Annotated in this window: 24 protein-coding genes and 1 other RNA gene; 8 read left to right on the top strand and 17 right to left on the bottom strand. The window is 63.5% G+C overall.

All coding sequences use genetic code 11. The features are described from left to right. Nucleotides 1-22 precede the first annotated feature (22 nt). Entirely contained in the window at nt 23-1,330 is a 1,308-nt protein-coding gene (guaD, locus tag Q1A71_RS17605) for a guanine deaminase (protein WP_299679372.1), read from the top strand. An 8-nt stretch (nt 1,331-1,338) separates the two neighbouring features. Here guaD and Q1A71_RS17600 read toward each other — a convergent pair whose 3' ends face one another. The 5 genes from Q1A71_RS17600 to Q1A71_RS17580 form a co-directional block, all read right to left on the bottom strand. Continuing rightward, nucleotides 1,339-1,764: a CAP domain-containing protein gene (locus tag Q1A71_RS17600; RefSeq protein ID WP_299679369.1), complete on the bottom strand. Its 426-nt coding sequence runs from the start codon at nt 1,762-1,764 to the stop codon at nt 1,339-1,341. Then, nucleotides 1,761-3,101: an 8-oxoguanine deaminase gene (locus Q1A71_RS17595; protein WP_299679366.1), complete on the bottom strand. Its 1,341-nt coding sequence runs from the start codon at nt 3,099-3,101 to the stop codon at nt 1,761-1,763. The genes Q1A71_RS17600 and Q1A71_RS17595 overlap by 4 nt, the downstream gene beginning before the upstream one ends. Beyond that, complete coding sequence (gene hisN / locus Q1A71_RS17590) at nt 3,098-3,910, bottom strand: histidinol-phosphatase (protein ID WP_299679363.1); 813 nt, start codon at nt 3,908-3,910, stop codon at nt 3,098-3,100. The genes Q1A71_RS17595 and hisN overlap by 4 nt, the downstream gene beginning before the upstream one ends. 99 nt (nt 3,911-4,009) lie before the next feature. Then, nucleotides 4,010-4,381: a helix-turn-helix transcriptional regulator gene (locus Q1A71_RS17585; RefSeq protein ID WP_299679360.1), complete on the bottom strand. Its 372-nt coding sequence runs from the start codon at nt 4,379-4,381 to the stop codon at nt 4,010-4,012. Nucleotides 4,382-4,898: 517 nt separating this feature from the next. Further along, nucleotides 4,899-5,774: a LysR family transcriptional regulator gene (locus Q1A71_RS17580; RefSeq protein ID WP_299679356.1), complete on the bottom strand. Its 876-nt coding sequence runs from the start codon at nt 5,772-5,774 to the stop codon at nt 4,899-4,901. A gap of 118 nt (nt 5,775-5,892) precedes the next feature. Here Q1A71_RS17580 and Q1A71_RS17575 point away from each other — a divergent pair, with 118 nt between their 5' ends. The 4 genes from Q1A71_RS17575 (at nt 5,893) to sbmA (ending at nt 9,255) form a co-directional block, all read left to right on the top strand. Then, nucleotides 5,893-6,105 carry a DUF1127 domain-containing protein gene (locus tag Q1A71_RS17575; RefSeq protein ID WP_299679353.1) on the top strand — a complete coding sequence of 71 codons (213 nt, stop codon included), beginning with the start codon at nt 5,893-5,895 and terminating at the stop codon, nt 6,103-6,105. A 172-nt stretch (nt 6,106-6,277) separates the two neighbouring features. Beyond that, nucleotides 6,278-7,015: a Bax inhibitor-1/YccA family protein gene (locus Q1A71_RS17570; protein ID WP_299679350.1), complete on the top strand. Its 738-nt coding sequence runs from the start codon at nt 6,278-6,280 to the stop codon at nt 7,013-7,015. Between the two features lie 255 nt (nt 7,016-7,270). Further along, complete coding sequence (locus Q1A71_RS17565) at nt 7,271-8,020, top strand: DUF2470 domain-containing protein (RefSeq protein WP_299679347.1); 750 nt, start codon at nt 7,271-7,273, stop codon at nt 8,018-8,020. A gap of 11 nt (nt 8,021-8,031) precedes the next feature. After that, nucleotides 8,032-9,255 carry a peptide antibiotic transporter SbmA gene (gene sbmA / locus Q1A71_RS17560; protein ID WP_299679344.1) on the top strand — a complete coding sequence of 408 codons (1,224 nt, stop codon included), beginning with the start codon at nt 8,032-8,034 and terminating at the stop codon, nt 9,253-9,255. A gap of 267 nt (nt 9,256-9,522) precedes the next feature. On the opposite strand, the gene Q1A71_RS17555 is transcribed toward sbmA, so the two are convergent. The 12 genes from Q1A71_RS17555 to Q1A71_RS17500 all read right to left on the bottom strand — a co-directional run bounded on the left by Q1A71_RS17555 (nt 9,523) and on the right by Q1A71_RS17500 (nt 19,877). Beyond that, nucleotides 9,523-12,003: a methyl-accepting chemotaxis protein gene (locus Q1A71_RS17555; protein ID WP_299679341.1), complete on the bottom strand. Its 2,481-nt coding sequence runs from the start codon at nt 12,001-12,003 to the stop codon at nt 9,523-9,525. 597 nt (nt 12,004-12,600) lie between these two features. After that, nucleotides 12,601-13,197, bottom strand: coding sequence for a ferric reductase-like transmembrane domain-containing protein (locus Q1A71_RS17550; protein WP_299679338.1), 597 nt, complete (start codon nt 13,195-13,197; stop codon nt 12,601-12,603). 17 nt (nt 13,198-13,214) lie between these two features. Continuing rightward, nucleotides 13,215-13,703 (bottom strand): twin-arginine translocation pathway signal, encoded by a 489-nt coding sequence (locus Q1A71_RS17545; RefSeq protein WP_299679335.1) that lies wholly within the window; start codon nt 13,701-13,703, stop codon nt 13,215-13,217. Nucleotides 13,704-13,999: 296 nt separating this feature from the next. Beyond that, nucleotides 14,000-14,167 (bottom strand): 50S ribosomal protein L33, encoded by a 168-nt coding sequence (gene rpmG, locus Q1A71_RS17540; RefSeq protein ID WP_011454349.1) that lies wholly within the window; start codon nt 14,165-14,167, stop codon nt 14,000-14,002. A gap of 140 nt (nt 14,168-14,307) precedes the next feature. Further along, entirely contained in the window at nt 14,308-14,973 is a 666-nt protein-coding gene (locus Q1A71_RS17535; protein ID WP_366140294.1) for an SDR family oxidoreductase, read from the bottom strand. Between the two features lie 64 nt (nt 14,974-15,037). Next, nucleotides 15,038-15,419: RNase P RNA component class A (rnpB, locus tag Q1A71_RS17530), an RNA gene on the bottom strand. A gap of 95 nt (nt 15,420-15,514) precedes the next feature. Continuing rightward, on the bottom strand, nt 15,515-16,162 hold the full coding sequence (locus Q1A71_RS17525; RefSeq protein ID WP_299679332.1) for an N-acetylmuramoyl-L-alanine amidase: 648 nt from the start codon (nt 16,160-16,162) through the stop codon (nt 15,515-15,517). Between the two features lie 2 nt (nt 16,163-16,164). Then, nucleotides 16,165-16,884 carry a hypothetical protein gene (locus Q1A71_RS17520; RefSeq protein ID WP_299679329.1) on the bottom strand — a complete coding sequence of 240 codons (720 nt, stop codon included), beginning with the start codon at nt 16,882-16,884 and terminating at the stop codon, nt 16,165-16,167. 37 nt (nt 16,885-16,921) lie between these two features. After that, complete coding sequence (gene gatA / locus Q1A71_RS17515; protein WP_299679326.1) at nt 16,922-18,409, bottom strand: Asp-tRNA(Asn)/Glu-tRNA(Gln) amidotransferase subunit GatA; 1,488 nt, start codon at nt 18,407-18,409, stop codon at nt 16,922-16,924. Continuing rightward, complete coding sequence (gene gatC / locus Q1A71_RS17510) at nt 18,409-18,696, bottom strand: Asp-tRNA(Asn)/Glu-tRNA(Gln) amidotransferase subunit GatC (RefSeq protein WP_299679323.1); 288 nt, start codon at nt 18,694-18,696, stop codon at nt 18,409-18,411. The genes gatA and gatC overlap by 1 nt, the downstream gene beginning before the upstream one ends. A 31-nt stretch (nt 18,697-18,727) precedes the next feature. Continuing rightward, nucleotides 18,728-19,384 (bottom strand): ceramidase domain-containing protein, encoded by a 657-nt coding sequence (locus Q1A71_RS17505; protein WP_299679320.1) that lies wholly within the window; start codon nt 19,382-19,384, stop codon nt 18,728-18,730. Nucleotides 19,385-19,427: 43 nt separating this feature from the next. Then, on the bottom strand, nt 19,428-19,877 hold the full coding sequence (locus Q1A71_RS17500) for a nucleoside deaminase (protein WP_299679318.1): 450 nt from the start codon (nt 19,875-19,877) through the stop codon (nt 19,428-19,430). 63 nt (nt 19,878-19,940) lie between these two features. Between Q1A71_RS17500 and Q1A71_RS17495 the strand changes: the two genes are divergently transcribed. From Q1A71_RS17495 to Q1A71_RS17485, 3 genes are all read left to right on the top strand, one after another. Beyond that, nucleotides 19,941-20,771, top strand: a complete 831-nt coding sequence (locus Q1A71_RS17495) for a pseudouridine synthase (protein ID WP_366140293.1) — start codon at nt 19,941-19,943, stop codon at nt 20,769-20,771. Between the two features lie 249 nt (nt 20,772-21,020). Continuing rightward, entirely contained in the window at nt 21,021-21,908 is an 888-nt protein-coding gene (locus tag Q1A71_RS17490) for a 5-bromo-4-chloroindolyl phosphate hydrolysis family protein (RefSeq protein WP_299679312.1), read from the top strand. Between the two features lie 26 nt (nt 21,909-21,934). Further along, on the top strand, nt 21,935-23,131 hold the full coding sequence (locus Q1A71_RS17485) for a toxic anion resistance protein (RefSeq protein ID WP_299679309.1): 1,197 nt from the start codon (nt 21,935-21,937) through the stop codon (nt 23,129-23,131). Nucleotides 23,132-23,136: the final 5 nt, after the last annotated feature.

Raw genomic sequence — 23,136 nt, 5'->3', positions numbered from 1 at the left:
GCGAAGGCCATAGAGAGAGGATATGACCCGCCCCACGCTTCTTCTCGGCCAGACCTTCGTGGCCCATGGCAATCCGCTGCTGAATCCCTGGCAGGATGCGGTGCAGATCGACAGCGCAGGCGCCGTTCTGATCGAAGATGGCCTGATCCGCGCCGTTGGCAACCGCGATCTGCTGCGCCGCGCGCATCCACAGGCTGCGGTGCAGGACTATGGCGATCACCTGATCTGCCCGGGGTTCGTGGACGCCCATGTGCACTATCCGCAGACGGCAATCATCGCGAGCTGGGGCAAGCGGTTGATCGACTGGCTGAACACCTACACCTTCCCCGAAGAGATGCGGCTTGCCGATCCCGCCTATGCCGCAGAGATCGCCGCGCGCCATCTGGATCTGGCGCTGGATCACGGCACCACGACCCTGTGCTCCTACACCACGATCCACGCCCACAGTGTCGACGCGTTTTTCGAAGCGGCAGCGGTGCGACGCATGCGGACGGTCGCGGGCAAAACCTGCATGGACCGCAACGCACCCGAGGGCCTGCGCGATACCGCGCAATCCGCCTATGACGACAGCAAGCGGCTCCTGGAGCGCTGGCACGGGCAAGGCCGCGCGGGCTATGCCATCACCCCGCGGTTCTCGCCGACGTCAACACCTGACCAGCTCAGCGCCCTTGGCGCTCTTTGGCGCGCCTATCCCGACTGTCTGATGCAGACGCATCTCAGCGAGCAACCGGATGAGATCGCCTGGGTGCGCGACCTGTTCCCGGATGCGCGCGATTATCTCGACACCTACGAGGCGCATGGGCTCATCGGAGCGCGGGCCGTCTTCGGCCACGCCATCCATCTGGAGCCGCGCGAGGTCGACCGGATCGCCGAGAGCGGCGCCGCGCTGGTGCATTGCCCCACCTCCAACACCTTCATCGGCTCGGGTCTGATGGATGTGGCCAGCCTCGCTGCACGCCGCATCACCCTTGGGCTGGCCACCGACACCGGTGGCGGCTCGTCTTTTTCGATGCTGCGCACCATGGCCGCCGCCTATGAGATCGCGCAGCTGCGCAGCACGTCTCTGCACCCTGCCCAACTGCTGTGGCTTGCGACCGCTGGCTCGGCCCGCAGCCTGCATCTGCACGACCACATCGGCACACTCGCCCCCGGATACGAGGCCGACCTCACGATCCTCGATCTGGCCTCCACCTCCGCCATCGCTCAACGCACAGCCGGAGCCGCGGACATCTGGGAAGCGCTCTTCCCGACCATCATGATGGGAGATGACCGGGCCATCGCCGATGTCTGGATCGCGGGAGAAAAGCGCCCCCGAAAGCACACCACCTAGAGACCGCTTCAGCAGCCAGGCGCCGCCAGCACCATGACCCAGAGGCGCCCCGGCGCCTCGACCAGCGCAAACTCCTGCGCCTGCCGCGACAGCATGTTACGGCGGTGCCCGCGCGACTCTGCCCAGGCCTGCATCACATCGGCCAGCGACGCCTGCCCCTGCGCGATGTTTTCAGCGACGAAACACCAGCCGTAGCCCTGCTGCCGCACCCGTGTGCCCACGGTCGATCCATCGCTGCCCCGGTGATCGAAGAAACCGCGCGCCGCCATATCCGTCGCATGAGCCTCAGCCGCAGCCTCCAGCGTGGCGGAATAGGTCACGGGCGCCCGACCCTGGCTCGCGCGATAGTCATTGAGCGCCTGCGTCACACGGGTGTCAGCCATCGCCCCGACACCGAGACCAAAGAGAACCACGACCATCCAAATCAACTTCATAGCGCCTCCATCAGAGCCCGCGTCATCTCGGACTGCCGCGCGATCAGTGCAGGCAGATCAAGCGTTGTGATCTCTCCATCCCGCACCACTGCGCGCCCCTCGACGAAGAGGTCCCGCACCGTCACCGGCCCTGCAAGCAGAAGCGCTGCCGGGTCCCAGCTGCCGGCCGTCTCCAGACCGGAGACATCCCAGATGGCAATGTCGGCACGGGCGCCAACCTCGATGCGCCCGCACTCGGGCCGTCCCAAGACATCCGCGCCCCCGCGCGTTGCAATCTCCAGCGCCGCCCGCGCGCTCATCGCATCCGCCCCCTGCGCCACCCGCTGCAACAGCATCGCCTGCCGCGCTTCGGCCACCAGATTGCCTGCGTCATTGCTCGCCGAACCATCAACGCCAAGCCCGACCGGCACACCCGCGTCCCGCATTGCGACAACCGGCGCGATGCCACTGCCCAGCCGGCAATTCGAACAGGGGCAATGCGCCACGCCAGTGCCTGTTCGCGCAAAGAGCGCAATCTCCTCCGCGTCGAGCTTAACGCAATGGGCATGCCAGACGTCGCGCCCGACCCAGCCGAGCTCTTCGGCATATCGGCCCGGACGGCAGCCGAACCGCTCCAGCGAATAGGCCACATCCTCGTCGTTTTCCGCCAGATGGGTGTGCAGCATCACCCCCTTCTCCCGCGCCAGCAGCGCCACCTGCCGCATCAGGTCGCGGCTCACGGAAAAGGGGGAACAGGGTGCCAGACCAACCCGGCACATGGAGCCGGGAGACGGGTCGTGAAAGGCATCGACGACGCGGATGCAGTCGTCCAGAACATCCTGCTCCTGCTCCACCAGATCATCCGGCGGCAACCCGCCCGCCGACCGGCTGATGCTCATCGCACCACGCGTGGGCTGAAACCGCAAACCGACCTCAGCCGCCGCATGAATCGTATCCTCCAGCCGCACACCATTTGGGTAGAGATAGAGGTGGTCACTGCTCAACGTGCAGCCGGACAGCGCCAGCTCCGCCAGACCAACCTGCGCGGACGTGAAGACATGCTCCGGCGTGACGTGCGACCAGATTGGATAGAGCGTCTCGAGCCAGCCGAAGAGCAACGCATCCTGCGCCGCCGGCACCGCGCGCGTCAGCGTCTGGTAAAGATGATGATGGGTGTTCACCAGCCCCGGCGTGACCACGCAGCCCGAAGTATCCACGACGGCTGCACCCGATTGCAGGCCCACGCCGATCTCACAAATCACACCGTCTTCGATGAGCACATCGGCGCCGCGCAATTCCCGGCGCGCGTCATCCATCGTCAGCAGATGATCCGCACCACGCAGCAGCAGCCGTGTCATGCCAGCGTGTCTTGCAGCACGGCGAGGGCTTTTGCATGGATCTCGGCATTGGCAGCCGCAAGCGCCCGTCCGCCATCATGCGCGGCGGCCCCCTCCCAATTGGTCAAAACACCTCCGGCCGCCTCGATGAGCGCGATCGGCGCCTGAATGTCGTAGGCTTGAAGCCCCGACTCGATGACCAGATCAATCTGCCCGGCGGCCAACAGAGCATAGGCGTAACAATCCATACCATATCGTGTCAGCTTGGCCTGCTCGGCCACGGCTCGAAACGCCGCCCCCTCCTGAGGTGTGCCCACTTCGGGGAACGTCGTGAACACGATGGCTTCACTCAATTCCGATGTCGCCCGCGTCGACAGCGATCTGACCCCGGCAGGGCTCGTCAGCTCGGCCTTGCCGGCACAACCGACAAATCGCTCGCCGATATAGGGTTGATCTATAAGCCCATAAAACGGGCCCTCGGCATCCGAAACGGCGATCAGCACGCCCCAGGTCGGTGTGCCGCTGACAAACGCCCGCGTTCCGTCGATCGGGTCCAGCACCCATGTGAGACCGCTGCTGCCTGCCGACGCCCCATATTCTTCTCCCAGAATGGCGTCGTCTGGCCTCTCCTTGGAGAGGATCGCGCGCATCGCCCGTTCCGCGCCCCGATCCGCCTCGGTCACCGGGTCATATCCCTCATCGAGCTTGTTGTCGGGGGTGAGATCGCGCGCCCGAAAGTACGGCAGGATTGCCGCCCGTGCGGCGTCAGCCATGTGCCGGGCGGTTGCATCAAGCGCGGCGATGTCATGAGAGTGTCGGGTATGCGTCATGGCAGACTGGTGACAGCAGCATTCCTCTGACGCAAGGCCCCTGCCGATATCTCATCGGCCCCGGGGCATCTTTTTCGCGGCGGGCGGTTCAGCCGGGCCTCAGGCGACGTCGCTCAACACCCGGGCGAGCTCAAAGAGACGGCGCCGCTGGTTCTCCGGAATGGCGTAGTAGGACCGCACAAGGTCCATTGCTTCCTTGTCACCCATCATATCCGCCGGAATGGCGTCCTGATGCGCGTCACCGCTGTCATCGGACTTCAGACCCTCGAAGAAGAAGGCCACATCCACTTCCAGCGCATCCGCAATGTCCCAAAGGCGTGACGCACTGACCCGGTTGGCACCCGTCTCGTATTTCTGGATCTGCTGGAACTTGATCCCGACACACTCGGCCAGCTTCTGCTGCGTCATCCCAACCAGCCAGCGCCGCTGCCGAATGCGCTTCCCAACGTGAACATCAACGACATGTACCATTTGCTTATCCTTTGCATTGACCTTGTTAAAAGGTGGCCTTTCGACCGGACTGCATCATTGGCACAACCTAGCCGCGATCACCACAAACCGTTCTGCCGCCGAACAATAGAGAAAAACGACCTCCGATCAATCATTATCGCCTCCCAATAGCGTGAGCGGCTGAGCCTACAAAACAATCATGACGCGTCTTTTCCCATGAAATCAGACGTTTTTGAGACGAAACCGAGCATCCCAATATTCGATTAAAATTTTGTGCATTTGGTCAAATTTATCTGGATTAATTCAATTTAAAGTTGATTTTAGGGCCGATTAAGGCGTAGTTTTCCACGCTGGCTAGAATTCTGACAGCCGCGCGATCGGCCGGTTGTCACCCGCGCTCACGCATCGGCGGAAATCGTCTCTTTCGGCAGATATTGGCAAAATCCCGCCGGACCAAGCGCAAAGATTTCCGCCTTGCCGGTCGCAAACTCCGCGTGAGCGGCTCGAATCTGTCCGCTCACCGGCGACCGGTCGCGGGTCAGGCGATCTTCAACCGCGCGCTGTCAACCTTGGAGAAGGCCCGCCGCAGGAAATCGGCCAGGCTGTCGTGCATGACGTTCTTGCTCGATTGCGCACCGTAAAGGTTGATCAGCTGGCTCGGCAGGTCCGGCAGCGCGCCGCCGTGCTCCACCCGTTCCAGATGCGGTGGCTCCGTTCCTTCGATCATCGTGTGCACTGCCAGATCTGCGCTTACCGTCGCTTCGATGGTGCGGTCGCTTTCGGTTTCCACCATCACTTCCCAGGGAATACCGGCCAGATCGAGCGCCTCCACCACATGCGGGCGAAAGGTACAGAGCCGTCCGAAGGCCAGTTTCAGCGGCGTCTGTCGCCAGGCCGCACCCCCGGGCGCCCCGATCCACCGCAGCGGCTTGTCGTCGAGAACCTCGCCACCGCTGCCGACCATCTTCTCGGTCGTCAGGATCAGATCGCATTCGCCCTTCTCGAACATCTCCTTCAGCGCCCGCGTATAGGACGACACCAGCCGCACCCGCACGCGCGGAAACGCCACATGAAATTGCTTCAGTACCTGCGGGATGACCGGATAGACAATGTCATGCGGCACCCCGAGGATGATCTCGCCCTCATAGGCCTGATCCGTCAGCCGCCCGATTACCTCATCGTTTAGAGCCACCATGCGCCGCGCATAGGTCAACAGCTGTTCCCCGGATGCGGTCAACGCAATGGTGCGTCCCGACCGGTCCAGCAGCTCGACATCCAGCAGTTCTTCCAGCCGCTTGAGCTGCATGGACACCGCAGACTGGGTCAGATGCAGAAAGCCCGCGGCTCGCGTGACCCCGCCCGCATCGGCAACCGCAACGAAAGATCGCAACGTGGTGATGTCCAGATTTCTCATATCACAACCTCTGATGAAAAGCTTCACAAACATTCGTTTCTCAAATGAAGCATGGTTTGCCATATATATCAAGCACCCTGATGCAAGGCAGGGTATACATCACGAAAGGAACTGACAAATGGCCTTGATCGACAGTGTTTCATCCCGCGCTTCCATGCCCTCCCGCCGCCGCGTCGGCCTTCGGACCTATCTGGCCCTCTGGCGCTCGCGCCGGGCGCTGGCAAAACTCGATGCCCGTGGGCTCGAGGATATCGGAGTGACCTCAGAGCGCGCGCAGATCGAGGCGCGGCGGGGCTTCTGGGACGTGCCGGACACCTGGAGAAACAGCTGAAATCCCCGCTCCAGCGGCCTCTCTGGGCACAGATTAACATTTTGGTATCCAAATCTTACCAAACCGGCACATTCCCGACCGAAAAGCCTTGAAATAGAGCCAAACGCCACCGATATTTGGCGCAGAGCGCGCGGAAGGTCTGCGCGCAGATGAGTTTCAAGTGGAGGTCTTAATGGCTGACGTGAATACAATCCGGTCAACAGCCGGATCCCGCGCCGCCCAGATTGATGAGGGGCTGCGCGCCCATATGAACAAAGTCTACGGCACCATGTCCGTAGGCATGCTGATCACTTTCGCAGTCGCCTGGGCGGTCGGCACGGCGCCCGGCCTGATGGCGATTTTCCGCGATCCGGTGACGCTGCAACCCAACATTCTGGGCTGGGTCATCATGTTCGCGCCCCTGGCGATGGTCTTCGGGTTCAGCGCGATGATCAACAAGTTCTCCGCAGCCGCAGCGCAGTTGTTCTTCTACGCCTTCGCGGCGGTCATGGGTCTGTCCATCGCCTGGATCTTCGTGGCCTTCACCGGCATGTCGATTGCGCAGGTCTTCCTGATTACGTCGATCGCATTCGCGGGCCTGTCGCTCTGGGGCTACACCACCAAGAAAGACATCTCCGGATGGGGCAGCTTCCTGATCATGGGGGTCATTGGTCTCGTGGTGGCCTCCATCGTGAACCTCTTTCTGGGCAGCCCCGCCATCATGTTCGCGATCTCCGTGCTCGGCGTTCTGATTTTCGCCGGTCTGACCGCATATGACACGCAGAACATCAAGAACACCTACTTGGCGCACGCACATCACGGCGACCAGGAGTGGTTGCAGAAGTCAGGTATCATGGGCGCGCTGAGCCTCTACCTGAACTTCATCAATATGTTCATGATGCTGCTGCAGCTCTTTGGCAATCGAGAGTAACAGCATACTCATCTGCACCAAGTTTTTGCCCCGCCCGATGCAACATCGGGCGGGGTTTTTCTTTCCGCACTACCGACCCGGCCCCGGTCTACCGGGGAGACCTCCGTCCGAAAGCGACGCTGGCCGGAAAGGGCTCTGCCTGCGCAATTGAAGGGCACCCGACAGCATCCTGCCGCCGTGTCGGCACGGGTGGGTTTACGGAGCGGGGCAGACCTGCGACAGTCTTCTTGATGAATCCCTGAGGCCGGAGGCCGCGTGACCAAGAAAGACGTGCTTCAACCGGTCGATGCGGACGTCAGGCGCAGCGCCAAGACATTCCTGCGGACCGCCCGGCACGCCGCTCTGGCAACGATTGACCCGGCCTCGGGCATTCCCATGGCAAGCCGCATCTCGGTCGCGAGCGACAGTCGCGGGTGCCCGCTTTTCCTCATTTCGCAACTCTCGGGCCACTTCGGTGCGCTGGAGAGCGACCCTCGCGCCTCTGTTCTTCTCGGCGACCCGGGACGGGGCGACCCCCTCGCACACCCGCGGATCACAGTATTCGGGCACGCCAGGCAGGTCTCGGATAACAGTCGGACGCGGCTCCGGGCGCGCTTCCTCGCACGCCACCCGAAGGCCGAACTCTACGTGGACCTTGCCGATTTCGCCTTCTGGCGCCTCGAGATCGAGGGGGCCTCGTTCAACGGCGGCTTCGGCAAAGCCTATCAGCTGACCGGCGAGGATTTACTCGCCCCAACAGACCCAGACTTGGAAGAGATGGAAGCCGGCGTGGTTGCGCATATGAATGAAGACCATCGCGACGCCATCGCGCTCTACGCACAGCAGGGCGCCGACCACACCGAAGGCCCGTGGACCCTTGCCTGCGTCGATCTTGAAGGCTTGGACCTCACGTCATCCGACCGGGCTGCACGCGTCTGGTTCGATCCACCGCTTGCGACCGCAGAAGAATTGCGGCCGCGGCTGGTCGCAATGGCCAAACGCGCCCGCGCAGTGACCTCCAACTAGAGCACCCGATCATGTTCCACTCGTTTTTTCCAAACCCCAAACGCTTCCTGCTCACGGCGGTGATCTGGTCCATCATCTGCGTCTCGCTGTGGCAGATCGAGTTCAGCGACTGGGAAGACCGCCTTGGCCTCTCGGGCCTCTTCGGGTGGGAGCCGAGCCGGGTCTGGCTCTACGAATACACGGCGCTCTGCTACGGCGCTTTTGTCCTGTTCTGGCTGCGCCAGACCGATCACCCTTGGGCGAAATGGTCGGTGGCCGGATCGGCGCTGATCGTCTTTGCCACCTGGTTTCAAGTGCAGCTCGACGTCATGATCAACGAGTGGTTCGGCACCTTCTACGACATCGTGCAGCAGGCCCTGGCGGAGCCCAATTCAGTCAGCGCCGGAGATTACTACGCACAGCTCGCCACGTTCCTGAAGATCGCCATGGTGTTCATCATCACGGCAGTGATCGTGGCATTCTTCACCTCCCACTACGTCTTTCGGTGGCGCACGGCGATGAACGACCACTACGTCTCGCTCTGGCCCAAAATCCGTCATATCGAAGGGGCGTCGCAGCGAATCCAAGAAGACACCATGCTGTTTGCGCGGATCATGGAGTCCCTCGGATCGCGCTTCATCGATGCGGTCATGACCTTGCTGGCCTTCCTCCCGATCCTCTGGGGGCTGTCCTCCTTCGTCACGGAGCTTCCCGTCGTCGGCGAGGTTCCGCAGGCGCTGGTGTTCGTCGCCATCCTGTGGTCGGTCGTCGGCACGGCGCTGCTGGGCCTCGCCGGCTGGCGCCTGCCGGGGCTGGAATTTCGCAACCAGCGTGTCGAGGCGGCGTTCCGCAAGGAGTTGGTTCTGGGCGAAGACAACGCCGAACGGGCGCAACCCCCTACCCTTGCAGAACTGTTCTCCAACGTGCGGAAAAACTATTTCCGCCTCTACCTGAATTACCTCTACTTCAATGTCGTGCGATATTCCTATCTTCAGGCCGGGGCGATCCTGCCCTACATCGCGCTGGGTCCGACGATCATCAACGCTGGTGTAACGCTCGGTGTGATGCAGCAGATTCTGCGCGCGTTCCAGCGGGTTGAGGGCTCATTCCAGTTTCTGGTCATGTCCTGGACAACAATCGTTGAGCTGATGTCAATCTACAAACGGCTCTCCGCCTTCGAGCGGGCCATCGCCGGTGACACCCAGGCAGCCATCGAATTCGAGGCGGAAAAGCCGGCCGCTGCCAAGGGGCCCTGATCCAAACGCGTTCGGCACTCCCATGCAGGGCTGCGCCGCAGCGGCGAGCACCAACTTGGCCTGCACATCTCGAGAGATGATTGCGACCCAGAAGAGGCCATGGTGGCATGACCAGCCCGCGCCTGCCAACGCTGTCGGAGCCATCGCACCCCGGTGCTGCTGACGCCTGGACACCACGCCACGAGAGCCCATCTCAATGGCGCTACCGAAAGCGCAGTCTCAACCGTGCTGCAATGGCGTCAGAGAGCAAGGCGCCCGGACCGCCGCTTAGGCCCAGCGCGCCATTTCATCATCTTGCTCCGACCCATCCATGACATCCTGATCGTCCTGCCGGGACTGCGAACGGGTCGAGAACCGCTGCACACGCGCCGTCAGGTCATTCGCCACCCGCGACAGGTTCTGCGACGCCGCTGTGGTTTCCTCGAACATGGCGGCGTTCTCCTGCGTCACCTGATCCAGTTGGTTCATGGCCGCGCTGATCTCCGCGACGCTTGACGACTGCTCCTCGGAAGCGCTGGCAATCTGCGACACATAGGAGGAGATGTCCGAGATCGACGTGATGATCTCTTGCAGCGCCTCACCGGCGCTTCCAACCAGCTTCACGCCCAAATCCACATTCTCGGACGAGGCCGAAATGAGCGATCCGATCTCGTTGGCAGCCTCCGAGGATCGCTGCGCCAGCGCGCGGACCTCCGACGCAACCACCGCAAAGCCGCGGCCTGCGTCCCCGGCACGGGCGGCTTCAACGCCCGCGTTCAGGGCCAGAAGATTGGTCTGGAAGGCAATATCATCGATGACCTTGATGATCGACGAGATCTCCGCGGAACTCTTGGCAATGTCTCCCATCGCCGTCACCGCCTCATGCACGACCTTGCCGGAAGATTTCGCATTGTCTTCGGCAGTCTTGACCACCTGGTTTGCGCTTCGCGCTCCATCGGCCGAGTTGGTCACCGACGCGCTGATTTCGGTCACCGCTGCGGCTGTTTCTTCCAATGTCGCAGCCTGGCTTTCCGTGCGCTTGCTCAGCGATGTCGCCGCTCCTGCGACTCCGGTCACCTCGGAATGGATCTCATTGGCTCCCGCCACCACCGAATCGATGGCATCATCCAGACGTTCCAGTGCAGTGTTGAAATCCTGACGGATCTGATCGTTTGATCCGCTGAACTCTTCATTGATGCGAACTGTCAGATCGCCCTCCGCCAGGACCGCCAGAGCATTGCTCAGCGCGGCGATCATCTGATCCTGTGCCGCCTGCAGGCGCGCGCGTTCTTCCGATGCCGTGCGCTTCTGCTTATGCTCGGTCGTCACATCCGCAGCGATCAGCACAGTGCGCTTCAGATCGCCGTTGTTATAGGTGACCGGGCTCAAACCACCGAGAAGATGCGAGACACTGCCGTCCGTGCCGCGGATCGTCAGCTCGCCGAACATCGCCTGGCTCGGGTCGGCCGGGTCCTGATCCACGAATACGGTCTCGGCGAACCGGCACGTGTCCGACACCGATTGCACACCCACAAGGGCCATGAAGGCCGCGTTCGCATCCACCAGTTGACCATCCGGCCCGAACTCCGCACGGGCCTGATTGTCGTTCAGCGACTCAAGCACCGCCGCGTTCAGCCGCTGCTCGGACACATCCGCCCATTCGACCACATAGCCGATGCGATCGCCTGACTCTCCGTCAATCCGCGAGATCTTCAGCTCCAAGGTCACGTCGTCCATCTCGAGGTTGGCGTGATGTCCATCCGGCCCCAGAGCTCCGAGCATCTTGCGCTGCATGTCCGGCTTTTTGTGGAAAATATCGATACTCTGGCCCACGATGTTTTCAGCATCGAAACCGGGAATGCGCGCCGAAATGACCGCGCGTTTGTCCTTGAGCAGTTCGAGCACCGCCGTCGAGGCATAGGTGATCTTGAAGTCGGCATCGGCGATCATGATCGCGGCAGAGCCGGCGTCGAGCGCCGTGCTCTTCATGGTCGAGTCCTGGCGCGCAGCTTCTGTCGCCTTCAGCTCTGCCTGAAAGGCAGTGAGCGCCCTGGAAACAGGGCCGATCTCATTCCCTGCCTTGAACTGAGGCACATCACACTCCAGATCGCCCGAGGACATCTTTTTGGTCGCTTCAGCAACAGCCAGCAACGGTTTGGCCACAACCCGCTTCACCACCGGGCTTGCAACAACCAACATTCCCACGACGACAGCCATTGCTAAAAGCAGCGATAGCGTCATTTGTCTCTGCGCCTCAGCAAACAGCACAGCTGACTGCCAGTCGAGCGCGACAACGCCCACCAAGTTCTGATCAGCGCCACCGAAGACCGGACGGGCGATGATCAGCCTCTCAGGGTTTATGCGCGGCTCGCCATCTTCGAGAACCTCCCGCGCCAGCGCGACCATCAGATCCGGTGACAAACCGTCCAGCATTGAGCTGGCCACCATATCGCCGGTCTGGGACAGCACAATCGCCCCAGCTGCGCTTCCTTCCTTGGCGTCCACAGTGTCGGTCATGATCGCGTTCAATCGATCATAGTCCTTGAAATTCAACGCAGGCCCCGCACGCTGGCTCAACTGCTCAACCACCTGCTCGCCGACATCCAACATGGCTTGGCTGGCAAGCCCCTGGCTGGTCTTGAGGTTCTTGTAGGTCAAAATTCCGGCAACGACGATGCAAGAGACAGCAACGAGCGCGAGGCATTTGATGAAAATCGAATGAATGAATGACCCGCGCGTGGCCTCGGACTGGTGCGTTTCAACCGCCATGATTCTTCCTTCCCGAATCTGCATTCGGGCCGGAATGCCACGAGAGCCTTAAAAAGTTGGAAACATGGACGCAGTGTCATTTGCCATATTTTACAGGTCGAAAATCCACCCCAAAGAGCCACGTAGAGCCTGCTGCGGGTCTCAACATGCTCGTCACATCGACGCCAAATACTGTTGGTTCCAGCGCCTCCACGCCGAAGGGGCTCGTGCTAAACCCCCACCGTGATTGAGAATTGTCGACACCCAAGCAGACGATCTCAGGCAAGATGTCGGGCTGAGACCTGCCCGCGGCTGATGGATGCGAAGAACCCTGTTGTGCAGCGCTGCGCCCTCCCGCGCCCCGATCTGCCACGCCTACACGACCGCTGTCGCTGCCTCCTCAGACAGATGAGAGAACCGAGGCTACCGGGCGCCAGCGCTCCGGCAAACGGGTCCACGGCACAGGCGGGGTCACCAAAAAGGGGCACGGTCGCGGCGGTCCAGTTCCACTGCCCCAGCAGCGGCGGGCAGTCTCACCGGCGCACGGTCACTGCACCAAGCGCCCGCATTGGATCTGATCCGAGGGAGAAGACACCGATGGCCGCATATCCCGGCCCCCTACCGTCTCCGGGCCGTGATCCGGACAGCTGCAAGCGCGGTTGCCACAACGGCCAGCGCGCAGAGGGCCGCCTTTGTAATCGGCTCCATGGTGCCGTCGATCAGAACGGCGTGTATCACTGTCGCTCCGACGATGACGCAGGCCAGCGACACGTGAAAGCCGCGCCAAAGCCGGGGGTGCAACCGCAGCTTGCGCCGGAACACCGCCAGCAATGCTGCACCGAAGGCACACCACATGGCGATCACACCCCAGGCGGAAAATGGCGTCGGCGAGACAAACAGCAAAGCGTCGATGACATCCGGCGGGCTGGTCAGCCACAGGCCAATCACATGCACGAGAATGGCCGCGATCAAGCTGGCTCCGACCCACCGGTGCACCCTCCGCCCGCGCGCACCCGGCACACCGGGCAGGGCTCCCGCCGCCAGCAACGGCTGCAGAACCAGCAACGCCAGACCGATCACCCCGGCAAAGCCTGCGACAATATAGACCGGGTCGCGCCAGGCCAGCAGCGGGCTCATTCCCGCGGCGATCAGCGGCACGCTCATGGACAAAAGGAGCGCGCCCCAGATCAACGTGCCACGCAGGACGCGCCCCATCCCCGGAGTCGTGCCGCTCAGACGGGCTGCAGCACGAAATGTGCCTCCAGGCTGGTTTCGCCGGCGCTCGCCATCACCGGGCGCAGGAACACCGTCTCGAACTCCTCGCTGTCATAGGCCAGATGGCCATGCGGCTGTCCGAACGCCGGCACGATCTGCGGCATCTCGAGCCGGAACACCCCGTTCGCATCCGTCAGCGTGGCCCCATGGCTGTGCGGGTCGCGTTCATGCCCTTCGGTGGTATGGGCCCAGATCTGGATCCGCTGACCCGGCAGCGGAGCCCCATCGCCAGCGCGCCGAACCGTCCCGCTCATCCAGAACCCGCCCGCACCGATCCGCTCCACGATGGGCGCGCCCGGCAGGTAGTTGTTGGATCCGCCGCGCATCGACGGCGTGGGTGCCACGCCCTGTGCCTTGGCAGGCACGGTCAGCCCCGTGGCACCGGTGATCAACGCAGCGCCCGTCGCGGACATCATGAACCGGCGTTTGAGTAAGGTCTTGGTCATTCAGGCTCTCCTTTCGAAGCGGCTCTACCGCGTCACAGATGTGCCGTTACATCCACCTAGGATAGCGCAAATCCAGACCTCGCCCAACGCAGACGGGCAAGGATCGGCGGTTTTGGACCTTACAATTGCGTGAACAGCCCTCAGGTGCGGCACCGGGCCCTCACCTGAGCCCCTTTTGGGCGGTGCGACCTGGTGAACCCCCACCAAGCTCACCCGATCCGCAGAGCTCATGCTGCATGAAAAAAGGCCGTGCTCGGGGGCACGGCCGTCTCATCAAAGCGTTGGTCAAGGCGATCTTACTTGATCTTGCCTTCCTTGTACTCGACGTGCTTGCGCGCGACCGGGTCGTATTTCCGCACAACCATCTTCTCTGTCATGGTGCGCGCATTCTTCTTGGTCACGTAAAAATGGCCTGTCCCCGCCGAGGAGTTCAGACGAATTTTGATCGTGGTTGGCTTGGCCATGGTGTGTCTCCTGCTGCGGCCCGACGCGGTGGACAGGCTGCGAAAAATCCTGAAGCCCGGCTTTTACCCGGATGCGGGCCCGAGTCAACTGCAAAAGCCCGGATTTCGGGCCACATCAGCCCTGGGCGCGCCCGCTTCTGTCAAAGTTCAATGCGCACCTCGTGCATCCAGAGTTTTGGCGGGCGCGAGAGCATGAAGACGACCACATCCGCCAGATCCTCGGGCTCGGTGAAGATGTGGTTCGGCACGTCCTCTCCTGCCTTTGCAAACATCCCGGTATTGGTGCCGGACTGGTAGAGACCCGCGACGCGCAGGCCACTGTCGGCCTCATCGGCCTTCAGCACCTCGGTGAATCCGCGCATGCCATACTTGCTGGCCGTATAGACCGACTGCCCGGCCTGCGCGACCACGCCGGATTTGGAGATCACGTTCACTATCGCCGCCTCATCACGGGACCGCAGCGCAGGCAGAAGCGCACGGGTCAGCTGGATCGTGCCGGTGAGGTTGGTTTGCAGGATGGCTGCGACCATCTCGTCAGAGATCTCGTCCAGCGGCCCGGTCTTGTGCCAGACGCCGGCATTGTTGATCAGCACATCAACCGCGCTAAGGTCCACGAGGATCTGGTGCGCGGTTGCAGCGATCTCGCCACTGTTCTGCATGTCGCAGCTGTAGGTCCACGCGGCCGCCGCGCCCGCTGCCCGCACCTCGTCCCTGACCTGTGCCAGACGCTCCGCGTTGCGCCCGAGGACCGCAAGGGTGCAACCCGCCGCCGCCAGCTTGAGGCAGATGTGCCCCCCCAATGCCATCGCTGCCGCCGGTCACGATCACCTTCTTGCCATTGAGGTCCATGTCTCGCCCTTTCAGTGCACTCTGCGCGGAAGGCCTGTAAGCCGGATTCTGTTCCCCAGGGCACGCCCCGGTTCGATGACCATTCCTCTTGCCTCATGCGTTGCCGCAGAGGCTCTAGCTGCCAACCCGGATCTGCTGGGGCAAAAGCGGCCCTGTCTTGCGACGCGCGATCCCTATTTGGCATTGCTCCCGGTGGGGCTTGCCGTGCCACCGCTGTTGCCAGCGGCGCGGTGGGCTCTTACCCCACCGTTTCACCCTTGCTGCGCAGATGCCCAGCGGTCTGATTTCTGTGGCGCTGTCCGTCGGGTTGCCCCGCCCGGGCGTTACCCGGCACCGTTGCTTTTTGGAGTCCGGACTTTCCTCGACCCCGGTCACCCGGTGCCGCGGCCATCCGGCCTTCCGCGCAAGGGGCGTGATGCGCGCAAATGCGGGCCACGTCAATGGGTGGCGCGCAGAGACGCCTCCGGCGGGAGTATTTTGGAAGAATGAAGGGCTGGGCTAGTCCAAGGGGAGCGCGGCGATGTCTTCGACCGCGAGGGGCCCCTTCGCATAGGGACGAAACCTCAACCGCACCGTCGCCAGCAGCGTCGCATCGTCCATGTCAGCGGTGAACCCCGCAGCGCGCGCACATTCCCTGAACCTAAGAGCGCTCACGTCTGGACCCGGGCGACTGGGCCCGCCTGGCGCGGCAAGACCTTGCCGCGCCAGGCGGGCCCAGTCGAACCGCGGCCCCGGGTCGCTCTTGCGACCCGGGGCCATGTCCGAGTGTCCAATAACATCTTCAGGCAGAATGGCCCACCGGGCCATGAGGTCAGACAGAAGATGTTCTAGCGCGGCCATCTGCGGCTCGGGGAACGGATGATCCGCTGCATTGTCAAGCTCGATCCCAATGGAGCGGGAGTTGATATCCGTTTGACCGCGCCATTCACCGGCGCCCGCATGCCAGGCACGCTTGTCCTCGGCCACGAGCCGGATCACCTCACCGCGCCGGCAGATCACGTAATGCGCAGAGACGTCGGTCTTCGGATCGCAGAGCCGGTCGATCGCAGCTTCGGCAGACGCCATGGCCGTGTAATGCAGCACGATGATCGAGGGCGTCAGCCCATCGCGGCGCGGCCCGAAGTTGGGCGACGGGTGGTCGCGCACCTTCAGCCTTCGGAGGCCGCACGAAACGGCGTCGGATCCCAGTCACAGGCATAGCCGTCGCCATCCGGGTCAAGTCCGCGCCGGTCCCGCGTGGGCCCACCACGCGCCAGAAAGTCGATCTGCGCCAGATCGGGCGAAGCGTAATCTGCACAGTTGCGCGCCGCCCGACCCTCGCCGCCAAAGCCCGCGCGCGCATAGACGCTCTGGCCCTTCGGATGGCTGGTCGACAGCGCAAAGGCCACGATATTCGGCTGTTCACTGCCCGGTCTTTGCGGCAAGGCCTCGGGCTGAACCACCTCATACTGTGCTCGGTTGCGCTCGATCCGGGCGGCATCGCTTTCGATGCTCTGCCGCTCAGAGACCGCGTCAAAGTCGTTCTCATCCGAGATGCCCGGGTTGTTGATCGCCACCGGCGCCGGGTTGGACGGGCTGGCCTGCAGGGGCTCGACGCCAGAATTCAGTTCCGCACTGTCCGGCGCGCCGGGGCGGGTTTCGGCCAGAATGCGAGTGGTGGCCGCTGCCGTCTCCTCCGCCGAGCCCGGTTCTGGCGGGCGCACGGTGTCCGGCACGCGGATATCGCTGTCGGTGAGCGCCGCATCGCGCTGGCGTTGCGCCTCGAAGGAATTGTCAAAGCCCACGCCCTGCCCGCTGTCCGGCACCTGAGGCGTACAGGCGCTCAGGGCCGCAAGGGCCAGGGCCACAAAAGTGACACGTGGTGTCATGAAATCTCTGCCTGTTCTGCTCATCTGGCGGATGAGATTACCACCATTTCGCAGGCTTGGCCACAAAGCCCGCTGCCTGCTCAAGAACATGTGCAGCGCAGAGCAGGTCAGCCTCGGCCCAGGGCTGGCCAATGAGCTGCAACCCCAGCGGCAAGCCTTGCTTGTCCAGCCCCGCAGGCACCGCGATTCCAGGCAGTCCGGCCAGATTCACCGTCACGGTGAAGACATCGTTGAGATACATGGCCACCGGGTCCGCATCGGTCATCTCGCCCAGGCCAAAAGCCGCCGAAGGGGTGGCAGGCGTCAGGATCGCGTCGATGCCTTGGGCAAAAACCTGCTCGAAGTCGCGTTTGATCAGCGTACGAACGCGGCGCGCGCGGTTGTAATAGGCGTCATAGAAGCCTGCCGACAGCACATAGGTGCCGATCATGACCCGGCGTTTGACCTCATCGCCAAAACCTTCGGCGCGGGTCTTTTCGTACATCTCGGTGATGCCGTCGCCCTGATCCAGCTTGGCGCGATGGCCATAGCGCACACCGTCATAGCGCGCGAGGTTCGACGACGCCTCGGCCGGTGCGATCACGTAATAGGCAGGCAACGCGTATTTGGTGTGCGGCAGCGAGATGTCGACGATCTCGGCGCCCGCGTCCTTCATCATGGCGATGCCGTCCTGCCAGAGCGTCTCGATCTCTTCGGGCATCCCGTCCATGCGGTACTCCTTGGGAATGCCGATTTTCTTGCCCTTGATGTCACCGCTCAGCGCCGCTTCAAAGTTCGGAACGGCCAGATCAGCAGAGGTGCTGTCCTTCGGGTCGTGGCCGCACATGGCTTCCAGCATGATCGCCGAATCGCGGACCGATTTCGTCATCGGGCCCGCCTGGTCGAGCGAGGAGGCGAAGGCGACGATGCCCCAGCGTGAGCAGCGCCCGTACGTCGGTTTGATGCCCACGGTGCCGGTAAAGGCCGCGGGTTGACGGATCGAACCGCCGGTGTCCGTGCCCGTCGCCGCAAGGCAGAGGTCCGCCGCCACAGCCGCCGCCGAGCCACCGGAAGAGCCGCCGGGCGTGAGCTGCGCGTCGTCATTGCCGCGCCGCCAGGGGTTCACGGCATTGCCGTAGGTGGAAGTCTCATTCGAAGACCCCATGGCGAATTCGTCCATGTTGAGCTTGCCGAGCATGACCGCGCCCGCATCGGCGAGGTTCTGGCTCACGGTGGATTCGTATTCCGGCAGGAAGCCTTGCAGGATGCGCGACCCGGCCTGGGATGGCACACCCTTGGTGCAAAAGAGGTCTTTGATGCCGATGGGCAGACCGCACATGGCGGGGGCATCGCCCTTGGCCAGCCGCGCGTCTGCGGCCTCAGCGCGCGCCAGCGCAAGCTCCGGCGTGTGATGCACAAAGGCATTCAGCGCGCCCGCACCCTCGATGGCACCCAGGCAGGCCTCGGTAAGCTCCTTTGAGGTGGTCTCGCCTGCGCGCAGGGCATCGCGGGCCGCACTCAAGGTCAGTTCGTTCAGCTTGGTCATCACTCAACCACCTTCGGCACGGCAAAGAAACCTTCGCGCGCATCGGGCGCGTTTGACAGAACCTTGGCCTGCTGGTCGCCATCGGTGACGGCATCGACCCGGCGTTTCAGAACCTGCGGTGTGACGGAGGTCATCGGCTCCACGCCCTCGATGTCCACTTCGTTGAGCTGCTCAATGAAGCCCAGGATGGTGTTGAATTCGCCCGCCAGCGCCGGAAGCGCCTCGGGGTCCACCTTGATCCGGGCCAGTTTGGCCACGCGCGCGGCTGTGCTCTCGTCAATGGACATCGCAATTCCTCGTCTGCCTACCCGGGGGCGTTTATCCGCCCACGCGCGCCTTGCCAAGAGCCGCGCGCAGGTAAACCTCGATCATCCAGCCCAGCATCAGCCCGTTGAGCAGATGCCACATAAAATGGGTGCCCAGCGGGATCTGACCGCAGAGCGGCAGATCGAGCGAGCGGAAGGTGATGGAGGCAATCAGAATACCCGCACCGATGGCCAGCCCGCGCGCAAGCCCAGGCGCGCGGGGGCGCAGCAGCACCGCGTAGATCAGGATCAGCAGCGCGACCGGTGCATAGCCCGCCGAGGAGCCAATCCCCGGCACCATCTGGAACAGCGGCACGGTGAGCCAGGCATAGGGGAAGAAGAGCGCGGTGAGCCCAAGCGCGGGCAGCACCCGCAGCCCCCAGCCCACCCGGTTCATCGCATAGATATAGATGAGGATGTAGAGCAGGATTGGCGTGACGTCGGCGATCGCCGCCCAGGTCTGCGCGTGAGTATGAAAGAGGTAGCTGCCCACCCCGATGGCGAAGAGCACGACGCAGAGCAGCTGCGCCAGCCGGTCGCCACCTGACCGCCGCCACATGATCAGGGCGGCGATGATGAAGGCGAGGTTGGTGACCGCATTTACCGGCTCGGCCCAATAAGAGGCGTCGAGCCGCTCACAGTAGCTGTCGATCTGTCGCGTCCAGTCCATCCGTCACTCCGGGGTTGAGCCAAGGGCGGCCTGAAAGCCCGCCCTACCGGCGCGCGGTGAAGAAGGCGCGCAGATAAGCCTCTGATTCTGCAGCGGCAATGCCGTCAAATACTTCGGGCACATGGTGGCACTGCGGGTGCGCGAAGACCCGCGCGCCCTGCGCCACCCCCCCCGATTTGGGATCGCTCGCGCCATAGTACAAGCGCGCCACCCGCGCCGCCGCGATGGCCGCGGCACACATGGCACAGGGCTCCAGCGTGACGTAGAGCGCATGGTCCACCAGCCGCTCCGAGCCCGCTGCCGCACAGGCCGCCCGGATCGCGAGCATCTCTGCATGCGCCGTCGGATCGTTCAGCTCCCGCGTGCGGTTGCCCTCTGCCGCGACCACCGCGCCTGAGGGGTCGACGACCACGGCCCCCACGGGCACCTCGCCGCGCTTGGCCGCCGCGCGCGCCTCGCTGAGTGCGGCCTGCATATGGGTGTTGAATTCCATGCGCCCAGTTGCCCGCAAAGCACCCCCTTTCGCAAGCCCCGCAAAGCCGCTATGGCACCCCTCATGTCAAAGCCAGAGCCGCCAAAGGGCGACCGCATCGCCAAGATCCTCAGCCGCGCCGGTGTCGCCAGCCGCCGCGAGGCCGAACGCATGATCGCAGCGGGCCGCATTGCCGTGAACGGCGCCACCATCGACAGCCCGGCGCTGAATGTGACCGACAGCGATACAATCACCGTGGATGGCGCCCCGATCAAAGCCCCCGAACCGCCGCGCCTGTGGCTCTTTCACAAGCCCACGGGCCTTGTGAGCACCGACAGCGATGAAAAGGGGCGCGAGACGATCTACTCCGCCCTGCCCGAGGACATGCCGCGTGTCATGAGCATCGGGCGGCTCGACCTCAACTCCGAAGGCCTGCTGCTGCTCACCAACGACGGCGGCGTCAAACGCAAGCTGGAGCTGCCATCAACCGGCTGGCTGCGCCGCTACCGCGCCCGGGTGAACGGGCGGCCCACCGACACTATGCTCGAGCCTCTGCGCAAGGGCCTGACCGTCGAGGGGGAGCAGTTCCAACCGATGACCGTCACGCTCGACCGCCAGCAAGGGGCGAACGCCTGGCTCACCATCGGGCTGCGCGAAGGCAAGAACCGCGAGATCCGCCGCGCGCTAGGCGACATCGGCCTCACCGTGAACCGGCTGATCCGGATCAGCTATGGCCCCTTCCAGCTGGGCGAGCTGAAGCTCGGCGCGGTCGAAGAGGTGCGCCGCCGCATCCTGCGCGACCAGCTGGGCCTCGACAAGGATGACCCCGACAAGAAACCCAAACGCGCCACCCGAAAACGCCCGAGCCGACCGCGCCCCACACACCAGGGCAAAGGCCGGCGCTCTGACGGCTGAGAGGGAAAATTCCCCCTGCCGCCAGCCACAGCCGCACCCCATCTTGCCCATATGATATGCCAAAACCGACAGCAAACGCGGCCGTGGTCAGAGCGGGCTGGCATGCTGACGCGCATGGGCTTATATTTGAGACACCGTCAGTCCGGGGAGACATCATGACGCCGAACACGATGCAGAAATTCGCCTTTGTGGCGCTGCTCGTCCTGATGACGGGCGTCGCCGCGGGCCTGCTGGGCGGTCTCTGACGGTATGGCAAAGCGGTTCGGCGGGAAATACAGCCCACAAGGTGCTCCGACAGAGGGCAGCACACCCCGGCGCAGCGGTTTTGCGGGCGCCAAGGTCGATCCGGTGGGCGCACGCGCCAACCTGATGTTCCTGCCTGCGGTCGTTCTGCTCTTCATGTCGCTGACGCAAGGCGCGCTGGGGCTGACCCTCGGGCTTGCGGGCACGGCGGTGCTGGCCCTTGGCGCCTGGCTGCTGCGCGGCGGGCTGGTGGCCGAAGCCGCCTGGCACACGCGCAAGGTGGCGCGCCGCCCGGCGATGCCGCGCAAGATCGCGGCAGGGCTGCTGGCCGGTCTCGGCACCGCACTGGCCGCCCTCAGCCATGAAGGCAACCTCATCGCCGCCATCCTGTTCGGCGTCGCCGCAACCGGGCTGCATCTGTTCGCCTTTGGCATCGATCCGCTGAGCGACAAGGGCATGGAAGGCATCGACACCTTCCAGCAGGACCGTGTGGCCCGCGTGGTCGATGAGGCCGAAGCCCATATGGCCGCCATGAACGACGCCCTCAAACGCTCGGGCAATATGCGCGTGATAACCCGGATGCAGCAGTTCCAGACTGTGGTGCGCGACCTCATCCGCACGGTTGAGGATGACCCGCGCGACCTGACGGCGGCGCGCAAATACCTCGGCGTCTACCTGCTGGGCGCGCGCGACGCCTCGGTGAAATTCGCCGATATCTACGCCCGCTCACAGGACACGAAAGCCCGCGACGACTACCTCGCCCTGCTGGACGATCTGGAAAAGAACTTCACTGACCGCACCACCAAACTCATGCTGGACGATCACAGCGACCTCACGGTCGAAATCGAGGTCCTGCGGGACCGTCTGCAACGCGAAGGGGTGCGTCTGGACTGACGCCGCCCAACAACAGGGGACTATCAATGAGTGAATCAACACGCGAAAAGGCCGCACAGGACCTCAAGATGGTCGAGGAAGTGACCGCCGTCGTCCTGCCGGAACCGGCGGATGCCAATGCCATCGTGCCCATGGCCGAGGCCGACGCGCCGGTGAGCGCCGAGATCACCAAGCGCATGGCCGAGCTCGACATGACCGACACCAACTCCATCGTGTCCTTCGGCAGCCGCGCGCAGGCCGAACTGCAGGAGATCAGCCAGGCGATGCTTGGCGGCGTGCGCAACAAGGACGTGGGCCCGGCGGGTGACAGCTTACGCAACATCGTCACCACCATCCGCGGCTTTTCCATCGACGAGCTCGACGTGCGCCGCAAGCGCAGCTTCTGGGAAAAGCTCATGGGCAAGGCCGCGCCCTTCGCCAAGTTCACCGCGAAGTTCGAAGAGGTGCAGGGCCAGATCGACCGCATCACCGACGAGCTGCTCAAGCACGAGCACACGCTGCTGAAAGACATCAAATCACTCGACGTGCTCTATGAAAAGACGCTGCAGTTCTATGACGAACTGGCACTCTACATCGCGGCGGGCGAGGAAAAGCTCACCGAGTTGGACGAGAAAACCATCCCCGCCAAAGCCGCAGAGGTCGAGAAAGCGCCCGAAGACGATCAGGTCATGGTCGCCCAGGAGCTGCGCGACCTGCGCGCCGCCCGCGACGATCTGGAGCGCCGGGTGCACGATCTGAAACTCACCCGCCAGGTCACCATGCAATCTCTGCCCTCGATCCGGCTGGTGCAGGAGAACGACAAATCGCTCGTCACCAAGATCAACTCGACGCTGGTCAACACCGTGCCGCTGTGGGAGACGCAACTGGCGCAGGCGGTCACCATCCAGCGCTCGTCAGAGGCCGCCCAAGCCGTGCGCCAGGCCAATGACCTCACCAACGAGCTGCTCACCGCCAACGCGAAAAACCTGCGCGAAAGCAACAAGGTGATCCGCGAGGAAATGGAGCGCGGCGTCTTCGACATCGAAGCGGTAAAGCAGGCCAACGCCGATCTCATCGGCACCATCGAGGAGAGCTTGCAGATCGCGGACGAGGGCAAGGCCCGCCGCGCCGCCGCCGAGACCGAGCTGCAGGAGATGGAGGCCAAGCTGCGTGACACGCTCGCCAGTGCGAAGGCCAAGTCCACCGGGCTCGGCGATACCGCCGCGACCTCCGTTCCGAACTGAGCACG

Origin of the sequence: uncultured Roseobacter sp., assembly GCF_947493125.1 — a bacterium.
GTDB lineage: Bacteria > Pseudomonadota > Alphaproteobacteria > Rhodobacterales > Rhodobacteraceae > Roseobacter.
The sequence above is the reverse complement of the archived record's forward strand: the minus strand, read 5'-3'. Positions and strand labels throughout refer to the sequence as shown.